Consider the following 11,683-nt stretch of genomic DNA (forward strand, 5'->3'; position numbering starts at 1 on the left):
TTGGCTCAGTCCAGGCCAGGCCGGCGTCCGTAAAGCTTGACCAGATGACGGAGCCGGTCGGCCAGCCCCGCATCTACTTCCGCCCAATCAAAACGCCAGGCCCAGTTGCCTTTGGTGGTGCCGGGGCGGTTCATGCGTGACGCGCCGTCGAGTTCCAGCACATCCTGCATCGGCAGGATGGCGAGGTTGGCAACCGAGGCCAGGGCGCTGCGAATCAGCGGCCAGGGCATTGGCTCGCCGACCGGGTCACCGGCAGTCTGGGCAGCTGGATAGCCGAGATAGTCGGCCAGATGCCAGCGTCCCGCGTCATCGATTGAGCGAAACCATCCGAGGCTGGTGTCGTTGTCATGGGTGCCGGTATAGACAACCGAATCGGTCTCGTGGAAGTGGGGTAGGTAAGGATTGTCGGCGCCGCCGTCGAAAGCAAACTGCAGGATCTTCATGCCCGGCATGTCAAACTTCTTGCGCAAGGCGGTGACTTCATCGGTAATCACACCGAGGTCTTCGGCGACCAATGGCAGGGCGCCGAACTCCGCTGCCAGTGCCTCGAACAATGCATCACCCGCGGCCGGAATCCAACGGCCGTTGATGGCGAATTCCTCGCTTGCGGGAATTTCCCAGTAGGCCTCAAAGCCGCGAAAGTGATCGATGCGAATAATGTCGAACAGCTTGAGCTGGGTGCGAATGCGATCGATCCAGAACCGAAAGCCGTTTTCCTGGAGTTGGTCCCAGCGATACAGGGGATTCCCCCAGCGCTGACCGGTCTCTGAGAAATAATCCGGCGGCACGCCGGCGACCACTCGGGTTGTGCCGTCGGGGTTGAGGTCGAAGTCTTTCGGTCGCGCCCAGACCTCGGCGCTGTCATGGGCGACGAAAATGGGCATGTCGCCGAACAGCCTCACACCGCGGTCATTGGCATGGGTGCGCAGCGCGGCCCATTGCTCAAAAAAGACATACTGCTCCCAGCGGATGTAGTCGAGCGTATCGGCCAACTTGCCGCGTGCTTGCTTGATGGCGCGGTTTTCGCGCAGACGCAATCCTTTTGGCCATCGCCACCAGGGCTCGTGGCGGTCTTCGCTGATGGCACGGAACAGTGCGTAGTCTTCCAGCCAGTAGATGTTTTCGGCGATGAAGGCATCCAATGCAGCGCGTTGCTCGCCACCAGCGACCTGGCGGAAGCCGTGATACGCCTGCCGCAGCGCGGCGAGCTTAGCGCGGTCGTCGGCGAGATTGTCCGGGACTTGATCCAGCCAGCCCGATTTGACCAAGGGGTCGAGCCCAATCAGGCGCGGGTTGCCGGCGTGCGCCGAACTCGTCTGATAGGGCGAGAGGTCGCCCTGCGGCGGGCCAACTGGCAGCATCTGCCAGACGCTGAGGCCGCAGTCGGCGAGGAAATTGACGAAATTAAAGGCTTCCCCGCCAAGATCGCCGCAGGCGCCTGGGCCGGGCAGGGATGTCAGATGCAACAGCAGGCCAGCCCGCCGCTCGCGCAACGTGGTGGCAGTGGTCTTTTCAGGAGATGTCATGCCGGCGAATGTCCCTTTGATGCTGAAATGGGCAATGGTCGCGCCGACCTTGCGCGCGACGGCGCATGGGCTGATGGCCAGGCCGGGCGAGGCCGGCAAGCCGGGTGCGGCGCGGGAATCGCATGCAGCTATGGTAACATCATGCACTCGGGAGACATTGGGGATGCATTGGCAAGCCGTCGGCATCGCGGAAAGCCAGCGTGCTGAGCGTGACCCAGCTTGCCCAATTGCTGCTTCCAACAGGCTGAGATTTACAGACCAGGCGCGTCGCTGATTGCAGCGTGCGCGGCTTCTGGTCAGACCACCGACCGCGGGACCCCTTACACCATGGCTACTGTCGAGCAGACGCCCAGCAATTTGCCGGAACCGCTGCGCTTGATCGTCGAAGCGCGCCACCATGACCCTTTTGAAGTACTCGGTCGCCACGAACTCGAAAATGGCCAAACTGTTGTGAGGGTATTTTTGCCGCATGCGGAGCGGGTGCGATTGAACGGCGGCAAGGTGGAGCTTGAGCGCGTGCCTGGTACCGATCTGTTCACCTGGGAGGGTGATGCGGACTTGGTTAAGGGCCATTACCAGATCGACTGGTACGACAAGCAAGGCCAGGTGCATACCCAGCACGACCCGTATTTGTTTGGTCCCCAGCTGGGAGATTTCGATCTGCATCTGTTTGGCGAGGGACGCCACTGGCACGCTTACCGTTTCCTCGGCGCGCATCAGTGCCAGATCGACGGGATCGAGGGCTTTGCTTTCGCGGTCTGGGCTCCAAGTGCTGCGCGAGTTAGCGTGGTCGGTGCCTTTAACGAATGGGATGGACGCGTGCATCCGATGCGGGTGCGCCTGGGCTCCGGTGTGTGGGAGCTTTTCATCCCTGGACTCGAGCCAGGTCAGTTGTACAAGTTTGAGATTCGCGACCAGGCGGGTTTGCCGTTAGTCAAGACCGACCCCTATGGCAACGCCTTCCAAAAGCGCCCCGACACGGCGGCCATTCTGCATGCGCCGAGCGCCTACCAGTGGCGCGATGACGCCTGGCTGGAAGCGCGCGCGGGCCACAACTGGCAGGAGAAACCGCTATCGGTTTACGAGGTCCATCTCGGCTCCTGGCAGCGCACGGAGGAGGGCGAGTTTCTCAATTATCGCGACTTGGCCGAGCGTCTGGCCGATTACTGCGACGACATGGGCTTTACCCACATTGAGCTCATGCCCGTGACCGAGCATCCGCTGGATGCCTCCTGGGGCTATCAGACCACCGGATATTTTGCGCCTACCGCCCGCTTCGGCACGCCCGATGATTTCCGCTTTTTTGTCGACCACATGCATCTGCGTGGCATCGGCGTGCTGCTGGATTGGGTTCCGGCGCATTTTCCGCGCGACGCGACCGCGCTCGGGCGCTTCGACGGCAGCGCGCTGTTCGAGCACGCCGACCCGCGCCAGGGAGAGCACCGCGACTGGGGCACCTACATTTTCAACTATGGGCGCCACGAGGTTAAAAACTTCCTGCTTTCAAGCGCGCTCTACTGGCTGAGCGAGTATCACATCGACGGCCTGCGTGTCGATGCCGTCGCCTCCATGCTCTATCTGGACTACTCGCGCAAAGACGGCGAATGGATTCCAAACAAATATGGCGGCAATGAGAATCTCGACGCGGTGGAATTCCTGCGCCAGCTCAATACCGTCACCCATGAGCAGCATCCAGGCACCCTGATGATTGCCGAGGAGTCCACCTCCTGGCCGCAGGTGTCGCGCCCGACCTATCTCGGTGGCTTGGGCTTTAGCATGAAGTGGAACATGGGCTGGATGCACGACACCCTCTCCTACATGGAGAAGGACCCGATCTATCGCCACTACCACCACGATCTGCTCACCTTCGGGCTGCTCTATGCCTTCACCGAGAACTTCGTGCTGCCGTTCTCGCACGATGAAATCGTCCATGGCAAGCGCTCGATGATCGACAAGATGCCGGGCGATGCCTGGCAGAAATTCGCCTCGCTGCGGTTGCTCTATACCTTTATGTTCGCCTACCCCGGCAAGAAGCTCCTGTTCCAGGGCTGCGAGTTCGCGCAGGGGCAGGAATGGAACTTCGACGAGGCGCTGGATTGGTATCTGCTCGAGCGCGAGCCGCATCGTGGGATCAAGCAGATCGTCGCGGACCTGAACCGCCTCTATCGCGAGCTGCCGGCGCTGCATCAGGTGGATTTCGACAGCGGCGGTTTCGAGTGGATCGACTGCCACGACAGCTCCCAGTCGGTGCTGAGCTTTGTACGCAAATCCAAGGATCAGAAGCAGGTCGTCGCCACCGCATTCAACTTTACCCCGGTGCCGCGCGAGAACTACCGCATCGGCGTGCCGCGGGCCGGGTTCTATCGCGAGGCGATCAACTCCGATGGCGCCGTCTACGGCGGCAGCAACGTCGGCAACCGCGGCGGCGTGCATTCCGAGGCGCTGAGCTGGATGGGACGGGAAAATTCCATCCCGCTCGCCTTGCCGCCGCTGGCCGGTGTGATCATGGTACTGGAGCCCGATGAGCTGGCGGAGACTGAACAGCCTGCCGCGATTGAAGCGGCGGGGCAGGAAGCGGGTTCGGCTGAATCAGGGAGCTCGGGTGCGGTTGACGGCTCGGCTGCTGGCGGGAATGAGACTGGGGGGGGCGGCACGAGCGCGGATTCTGCGGGTGCTTCCGCGGCTGGCTCGAATGCTGGATCGAATGCCGAATCGAATCAGCTCGACCCCGATCATCCGGACAAGGCGGCAGCAGGTGCGGGGCATTCGGGCTAACTTCTCGGCTGTGTCACATTTGGTCACGAAGATTTTGAGCGCGAAGAGGCTGCTCAGGGTTCTGCCTGTGCGGGTGCTGCTGTCCGCGCTGTTAAGAATGTCGACATGGCAGTCCGCATGTGCGTCGGCATGGAAGGCCCTTTGGCTTCAGGCACCCAAGCAGCGGCAAGCCTGCAGAGCGCCGATCTCGTTCGCGACAGCGATACTCCTGTCTCTGTTGCTGTCTCTGTCGCCGTCTCTCTTCTCTAAGGGCGCCCAGGCAGCCCCTTCCACTGTGCTCCCAGGCAAGCTCGACGCCCAGTTGGCGGAGTTGGGGCTCGACATCAGCCAGGTCAGCGTCTACGTCCGCGCTGTCGATGCCGAGGAGCCGCGCCTGCTGGTCAATCCGGAAACCCCGCGGGTGCCGGCCTCTGTGATCAAGCTGCTGACCAGCATCGCCGGGCTCGACAATCTGGGGCCGAATTATCACTGGGTGACGGATGTCTATGTCGACGGCAAGGTCGTCGGCGGGCAACTGAAGGGCAATCTGTACATCCAGGGATTTGGTGATCCCTACCTGACCACCGACGCCTTTGCCGGGCTGCTGCGCGAGTTGCGCACCAAGGGCATCATCGCTATTGACGGCGATCTGGTGCTGGATAACAGCTATCTGGCACCGCCGCAACAGGAACGCGGCGACTTCGACGGCGCGGGGCAGCGCAGTTACAACGCCCTGCCGGCCGCGCTGAGCGTTAATCGGCAGGTGACAGATGTCCATATCTACAACGATTGGATTAACAACAAGGTCGGCGTCTACACCGATCCGCCGCTGACCGGCGTGGAGATCGTCAATGATGCGCGTCTGGTCGATGCGCCTTGCGTGCGCCGCAACCACAACCCCATCGCCGCCTTCGTTGAGGCCAGTGAGACCTCTGGTCCTAAGCTGCGCATCTCCGGCACCTTTGCTGACGCCTGCGGCGAGGAGCAGGTTGGTCGGTTGCTCCTATCCCCCGAGCAGCATGCCGCGGCGGCCTTCGACGCCCTGTGGCGCGACCTGGGTGGCAGCATTAGCGGCAAGATTCGCTTAGGCGAAGTGCCGAAGGGAGCGCGAAGCTTTCATCGCGTCATGTCGCAGCCGCTCGCGGTCATTATTCGCGACATTGACAAGAACAGTAACAACCTGATGGCACGGATGCTGTTTCTTACCCTCGGTGCGAAGAACTATGGCGCACCTGGCACACTCGAGAAATCCCGTGATGCCATCAATGCCTGGCTTGAGGAAAGCGGCCTGCCGATGCCGGAGTTGATTGCCGACAACGGCTCCGGGCTGTCGCGCGACACGCGTATCAGTGCCGGCAGCCTGGGCGAGCTTTTGAGCTGGAGCTATCGTCAGCCGTGGATGCCGGAACTGCTCGCCTCCATGTCCATTCCCGGCGTCGACGGCACCACGCGCAGACGCCTGCGCCGCGAGCCCATCGCCGGGCGCGCGCACCTCAAGACCGGCACCGTGCGCGATGCCAGCTGCATCGCCGGCTATGTGCTCGACCGCAACGACAGGCGCTGGGTAGTGGCGGTTCTGGTGAACAGCCGCGATGGCCAGGCCCTGGGTGCCTGGCGCGGCCATGCGGTGCAGCACGAGATTCTGCGCTGGGTTTATCGCGGTGCGCCCCTGCCGCAGGACGCGCAAGCGCAAGGCGATGACGCATCCTGATTGAGAGTTCTGTGAGGTAAGCTCGCAGGGCCGAGCTACAAGATAATCGGCGGGGCAGGGAGGTGCGATCCAGAGCCACGAGCTATCATGGTGAGGTCGTCTCCTAACCGCCCAAAAAGCCCAATACGCGTGAGCGGCCCACAATCAGCGCCACGCTGGTGCAAAAGCCAATCACCAGCAGCACGGTGAAAAGCGCGAAGAATACCTTCTCCGACGCCCGCTTGTAGAACAGCTGCCCGCTCCAGTTGCCAAGCAGCACAAGCGGAAACAGCAGCAGCGCGGCGCCCGCGTTGCCAAGATGCAGCAGTCCGAGCCCAATCAGAGGCAGCAGCTTCAGCAGGTTCTGCACCAGCAGAAAATCCAGCTGCGCGGCGACGAAGCGCTCTTTGGTGAGCTTGTGGCGCAGAAAATAAATCGTCATCAGTGGCGCGCCAGAATTCGCCACCGTCTGGCTGATACCGAGCAGGGTGCCGGCTAAAAAGGTACCGGGAGCACGGGGCGGCCCGGCGCCGCCGCCAAGGTTCGCGATCGGCTCGCGCCAGACCACCAGTGCCACATAAAAGAGCGACAAACAAGCCACGACCACCTCGAGTCGGCGGTGGATCACATTGAGCTCGCCCGCGCTGACGATCAGCCACAGAAGGGCCGCGCCGATGGCGGTGCCAACCACCGCCGCGATCAGCAGCGGTTTGAGCAGGTCCCAGCCCGCCTCGCCCCGATGCTGCCAGACGCCAATGGCCCCGGCCGGCAGCATCAGCACCGCCGCCACGGCCAGTCCGTTGGTCGCGCCGAGCGCCAGGATCATCAGCGGTGAGACCACAAAGCCGCCGGTACCCAGGCCGCTGCGCGCAAACCCCATCAGCCAGGCAGCGAAAATGGCCAGTGCGATCGCCAGCCAGGGTAGGGGCTGATCAAGAAAGGTGGCGGTCAGTGACATCATGGCGTCTGATCTTGTGATTGAGTATCCGCGAGAGTTCCGCGCGACAGGCAGCTGAGTGCTAGCAGCTATTAGCCCCGCAAGCAGCCCCGCAAGCAGCCCTGCAAGCAGCCGGACAATGAACCGGCAGTGTCGGCGCCGACATGCTTCTGGTCAAGCCCGCAAGCGAGTCAATGTCAGTGTCAGCCGATGTCGCGGATGCGACAATGTCGGGGTATAAAAAACACCTAGAGTGCGGTGTGACCAGCTCGGATTAAGGCGGTCTCCTGGCGTGAGTGCAGCGGAAAGAGGACGAAACGGCCGGCATGCTCCTTGCTGTATCTGCGCTTTTGCGCATATCGCAAGGACAAGCGTGATCAAACAACCTTGTCCCGGCGCGCGAGCAATTCACCCACAGCGGGGAGGCCCCTGCTCACCAGGGGCCGCTTCCCCAATCATCAAGGAGCTATAAGAGCGGAATGAATCCACAACCGATCAAGATCGACAGATATATCACTTTTGCCGGAATGGATTGCGATCAACGGGCAGAACAGTTGATGATGCAGGTCCACCAGCGCCTGCGCGACCTGGGCGAGGGCTCTCCTTGGTCCGACTACTTTCAAGCCAAGCAGGCTGAGTCCGAGCGGCGCGGCCATGACGCGCTCCATTTCATCGGCAGCCAGGTCAATGCCCTGCGGGAGCTTTTTGCATCAAGCTCCAATCCCGCGGACATGGAGTTGCTTGAGGCGCTGGAGGAGGAATGTTGCTGACAGCCAGTTCGTCATCTGGCAGGCGTTTTTGGCGCGGCCAGGGATGAGAATGCGCCAAGTTGCGCTGGAGTCAGCCTTGGCTTTTTCACTCGGGTCATTCTGGAAGCGCTATGAACAGCAAAAAAATCATCGAGCTCATGCATCGGCAATTCGGGGAATTCCGCGGCGTTTCAGTCGCGGCATTGCAGACGGCGTTGCCCGTGTTCCGTCTGTTCGAGCTGCGCGAAGGCGAACAACTGCGCATCGGCGGCAGCGTCGCTTCTGATCGGTTATTGGTCGTGTTGGGCCGCGCGAAGATTGGCGAGGAGACCTGGGATCCGGCGCGCTCGGCCGAGCAGTCGTTGATCATGCCTCCACCGCCGGCGCAGATCGAGATCAATGCCATCGACGACAGCCTGCTCTGTCATCTCGACATCGACATGCTCGACATCTTGCTCACGGAGGAGCAACTGCTCGAAACCGCCGTCCTGGCTGATCCGCGCCTGGACGCGGTGCGCCATACCAGCCTGATGCGCAGGTTGCCGCTGGAGAACGTCGAGCAGGCGCTGTCGTTGCTGCAAGAGCTGCAACTTGAGGCAGGCGCCGAGCCGGTCAAGATGGGCAAGGAGTCGGATCAGTTCTACGTACTGGCCGAGGGTACGGCCGAACTCTGGCGCATCGACGACGAAGAAGGTATCCCGATGAAGGCCGAGGATCTCGAGCCTGGCACTTGCTTTGGTGAAGAAGGTTTGCTGATGCGCAGCCCAAGTCCGGTCACCATCCGGCTGACAAGCGACTGCCGGCTGCTCACGCTGGAGCGGGGAGCCTTCGAGCGACTGCTTGCGCGGCCTATGGTGCGGGAGGTCGACGTGCATGTTGCCAAAACCATGCACGATCGCGGCTACGCGCTTGTCGATGTGCGACTGCAGGAAGAATACGACGAGTTGCGCATTCCCGGCTCGCAACTGATCCCCTTATCTCAGCTGAAGCAGCGCGTGAGTGAGTTGGACGCTGAGAAGGAATACCTGGTTTATTGCCGCTCCGGCAGGCGCAGCTCCGTGGCCACTTTTATGCTCTCGAAACTGGGCTTTCGCGCCACCAACATGGCGGGCGGGATCACGGCCTGGCCCTTCGGTGTCGAAGGCGAGGATGCGCTGATCTCAACTCTGGATGAGGGCTTTGCCAGCGGCGATTGACGAGCAAGACTCCCAATATAATCAAGCTGGTCTTGTTCCCGCGCGATTTCTACGGCTCTACGACACTTCGGCGCATTCTCTCTGGCGCTGGCTGCCCGGATGTCAGAACCTGCCTCGCAGGTTCAGCAGTGCTAGCGGGTGTGACCTCTCAATTGCTAAGATGGTGGGCTTTTTTGCACGCGAGCCCAAGGGAACATGTCTCAATCCTCGATATCCCAATTAGCAGAGCAGATCACGCGAAGGCGCACCTTCGCGATCATCTCTCACCCGGACGCTGGTAAGACCACGCTGACCGAAAAGCTCTTGCTGTTCGGCGGCGCCATTCAGATGGCCGGAACCGTCAAAGGCCGCAAGGCTGCGCGCCATGCCACCTCTGACTGGATGGAGCTGGAAAAACAGCGCGGCATCTCGGTGACTTCCTCGGTGATGCAGTTTCCCCATGGGGAGGCCATCGTCAACTTGCTTGATACGCCGGGCCATGAAGACTTCTCGGAAGATACCTATCGCACTCTGACTGCGGTGGATGCGGCGCTCATGGTCATCGACGTGGCCAAGGGCGTCGAGGACCGCACCATCAAGCTAATGGACGTCTGCCGGCTGCGCAACACGCCCATCCTGACCTTCGTCAACAAGCTCGACCGGGAAGGGCGGGATGCCATCGATATCCTCGATGAGATCGAGTCCGTGCTCAAAATCCAATGCGCGCCCGTGACCTGGCCCATCGGCATGGGCAAACGGTTCAAGGGGGTCTATGACCTGCGCCATGACCGCACCCATTTGTTCAGCGCAACCCACGGTGGCCGGATTCAGGAAGGTGAGACCATCGAGGGCCTGAACAATCCGCGTCTAGACGAGATCGTCGGCGATCAGGCCCAGGAGCTGCGCGACGAGCTGGAGCTGGTGCAGGGCGCCAGTCACGAATTCGATCATGCGGATTATCTGGCCGGTATCCAGACGCCGGTGTTCTTCGGCTCAGCCATCAACAACTTCGGCGTCAAGGAGTTGCTCGACGCCTTCGTCGACTACGCCCCGGCGCCGCTGCCGCGCCAGACCCGCTCGCGCGAGGTTGAACCGGCTGAGTCCAACTTCAGCGGATTCGTGTTCAAGATTCAGGCGAACATGGACCCGGCGCACCGCGACCGCGTCGCCTTCCTGCGCGTCTGCTCCGGCAGCTACAAAAAGGGCATGAAAATGCGCCATGTGCGCATCGGCAAGACAGTGCAAGTGGCCAATGCCATCACCTTTCAGGCCGACGAGCGCCGCCATGTCGAGGAAGCCTGGCCGGGCGACATCATCGGTTTGCACAACCACGGGACCATTCAGATCGGCGACACCTTCACCGAAGGCGAGGACCTCAAGTACGAAGGCATCCCTTACTTCGCCCCCGAGCTCTTCCGCCGCGTGGTGCTCAAAGACCCGCTGAAAATGAAAGCCCTGCAGAAAGGCGTGCTACAGCTGTGCGAGGAGGGCGCCACCCAGGTGTTCCGCCCGCGTAAGAATAACGACCTGATTCTCGGCGCCGTCGGCATCCTGCAGTTCGACGTCGCCGCCTATCGTCTGCGCGACGAATACGGCGTCGAAGCCGTCGTCGAGCCCATCAGCGTTGCCCTGGCTCGCTGGGTGCGCTGCGACGACGCCAAAATGCTCGCCCGTTTCGAGGATAAAGCCTACGACAACCTGGCGCTAGACGGCGACGACCAGCTGGTTTATCTGGCGCCGACCCGGGTGAATCTGCAACTCACCCAGGAACGCTGGCCGGATATTGAATTCCTCGCCACGCGGGAGCTTTAGCCTCCAAGGCTGCCGAAATCAGGCCAAGCTCAGGCCGCTTCGCCTTGCTTCAAAATGGCCTGGGATTCCTCTGCTGAAATACGCGGGCCTAAGCTCGTCACCAGCTTGGCGGAGGCGGCGGACGCAAGGCGGCCGGCGCGGGCGTGGCTCCATCCCTGAGTGAGTCCATAGAGAAAGGCCCCGGCAAACATGTCGCCGGCGCCGACGGTATCGACGGCCTTGACCGGCACTGGGTCGATATCGATCAATTCCTTGCCGTCGAACACCAGCGCGCCCTTGGGGCCGCGCGTAATGGCGAACTCCCGCGAGATGGTTTTCAGGTAGTCGATGGCCTGGGTCAGATCACTGGTGTCGGCCATGCCCATGGCCTCGTCCTCGTTGGCGAAGACCAGATCGAGCTTGTCGCCGATCATCTCCTTGAGCCCGTCCTTGAAGAAATTCACCATGTTCGGGTCGGACAGGGACAGTGCAGTCTTCACGCCAGCGTCCTCGGCGATTTTGCGCGCTTCAATGGCGGCCACGCGGGCGGTATCCGAGGTGACCAGGTAGCCCTCGGTATAGAACCATTTCGAGGCGCGCAGCGCGTCGGTGTCGAGCTCGTGAACCGACAGGTTGCCGCTGATTCCCAGATAAGTGCACATGGTGCGGTCACTATCCGGGGTGACCAGCACCACGCAGCGGCCGGTGTCGCCCGCGTCAAGAAACTTGGTGTCGCGGGTGGCGATGCCGCCGGTGGACAGGTCTTTGAGGTAAAAATGCCCAAGCTCGTCGTCGGCGACCTTGCAGGAGTAGTATCCGCTGCCGCCTAACTGTCCGAGCGCAATGATGCTATTGGCCGCCGACCCACCCGAGCCACGATGATGATCGCGCTCGCGCAGATGATCCATGATGCGCAGCTGATGGGCTTCGTCGACCAGGGTCATCACCCCTTTGTCGATCTCGAGGCGTTTGAGATCCTCTGGCTCGACGCTGTATTCCATATCGACCAGGGCGTTTCCGAGCGCGTAAACATCGTATTGAGGCATAAGACAATCCTTTTG

General features: G+C 61.6%; 8 protein-coding genes. 5 read left to right on the forward strand and 3 right to left on the reverse strand.

Annotation, left to right across the window (positions count from 1 at the left end; translation table 11 throughout):
* Window positions 1–5 precede the first annotated feature (5 nt).
* Window positions 6–1,526, reverse strand: coding sequence for a 4-alpha-glucanotransferase (gene malQ, locus Thiosp_RS08725; protein WP_201068081.1), 1,521 nt, complete (start codon window positions 1,524–1,526; stop codon window positions 6–8).
* Window positions 1,527–1,853: 327 nt separating this feature from the next.
* On the opposite strand from malQ, the gene glgB reads away from it, so the two are divergent.
* Together glgB and dacB are read left to right on the forward strand one after the other, a co-directional pair.
* Window positions 1,854–4,301 carry a 1,4-alpha-glucan branching protein GlgB gene (glgB, locus tag Thiosp_RS08730; protein ID WP_242518721.1) on the forward strand — a complete coding sequence of 816 codons (2,448 nt, stop codon included), beginning with the start codon at window positions 1,854–1,856 and terminating at the stop codon, window positions 4,299–4,301.
* Window positions 4,302–4,575: 274 nt separating this feature from the next.
* Entirely contained in the window at window positions 4,576–5,991 is a 1,416-nt protein-coding gene (gene dacB, locus Thiosp_RS08735) for a D-alanyl-D-alanine carboxypeptidase/D-alanyl-D-alanine endopeptidase (RefSeq protein WP_201067941.1), read from the forward strand.
* 103 nt (window positions 5,992–6,094) lie between these two features.
* Here dacB and Thiosp_RS08740 read toward each other — a convergent pair whose 3' ends face one another.
* A complete protein-coding gene (locus Thiosp_RS08740; protein ID WP_201067940.1) occupies window positions 6,095–6,931 on the reverse strand; it encodes a TSUP family transporter in 837 nt (278 codons plus the stop codon).
* A gap of 455 nt (window positions 6,932–7,386) precedes the next feature.
* Between Thiosp_RS08740 and cowN the strand changes: the two genes are divergently transcribed.
* The 3 genes from cowN (at window position 7,387) to Thiosp_RS08755 (ending at window position 10,643) form a co-directional block, all read left to right on the forward strand.
* Window positions 7,387–7,677 (forward strand): N(2)-fixation sustaining protein CowN, encoded by a 291-nt coding sequence (gene cowN, locus Thiosp_RS08745; RefSeq protein WP_201067939.1) that lies wholly within the window; start codon window positions 7,387–7,389, stop codon window positions 7,675–7,677.
* 110 nt (window positions 7,678–7,787) lie between these two features.
* The gene (locus Thiosp_RS08750) at window positions 7,788–8,852 is read left to right on the forward strand and encodes a rhodanese-like domain-containing protein (protein ID WP_201067938.1); all 1,065 of its coding nucleotides are present in this window, start codon (window positions 7,788–7,790) and stop codon (window positions 8,850–8,852) included.
* Between the two features lie 195 nt (window positions 8,853–9,047).
* On the forward strand, window positions 9,048–10,643 hold the full coding sequence (locus tag Thiosp_RS08755) for a peptide chain release factor 3 (protein ID WP_207188093.1): 1,596 nt from the start codon (window positions 9,048–9,050) through the stop codon (window positions 10,641–10,643).
* A gap of 29 nt (window positions 10,644–10,672) precedes the next feature.
* On the opposite strand, the gene Thiosp_RS08760 is transcribed toward Thiosp_RS08755, so the two are convergent.
* Window positions 10,673–11,668, reverse strand: a complete 996-nt coding sequence (locus Thiosp_RS08760; protein ID WP_201067937.1) for an adenosine kinase — start codon at window positions 11,666–11,668, stop codon at window positions 10,673–10,675.
* Window positions 11,669–11,683 lie beyond the last annotated feature (15 nt).

Origin of the sequence: Thiorhodovibrio litoralis, assembly GCF_033954455.1 — a bacterium.
Lineage (GTDB): Bacteria > Pseudomonadota > Gammaproteobacteria > Chromatiales > Chromatiaceae > Thiorhodovibrio > Thiorhodovibrio litoralis.

Bases quoted from the DNA above. Each gene is read 5' to 3' on its own strand.
- malQ (WP_201068081.1), bottom strand. From the start codon at position 1,526: ATGACATCTCCTGAAAAGACCACTGCCACCACGTTGCGCGAGCGGCGG.
- glgB (WP_242518721.1), top strand. From the start codon at position 1,854: ATGGCTACTGTCGAGCAGACGCCCAGCAATTTGCCGGAACCGCTGCGC.
- Thiosp_RS08740 (WP_201067940.1), bottom strand. From the start codon at position 6,931: ATGATGTCACTGACCGCCACCTTTCTTGATCAGCCCCTACCCTGGCTG.
- cowN (WP_201067939.1), top strand. From the start codon at position 7,387: ATGAATCCACAACCGATCAAGATCGACAGATATATCACTTTTGCCGGA.
- Thiosp_RS08750 (WP_201067938.1), top strand. From the start codon at position 7,788: ATGAACAGCAAAAAAATCATCGAGCTCATGCATCGGCAATTCGGGGAA.
- Thiosp_RS08755 (WP_207188093.1), top strand. From the start codon at position 9,048: ATGTCTCAATCCTCGATATCCCAATTAGCAGAGCAGATCACGCGAAGG.
- Thiosp_RS08760 (WP_201067937.1), bottom strand. From the start codon at position 11,668: ATGCCTCAATACGATGTTTACGCGCTCGGAAACGCCCTGGTCGATATG.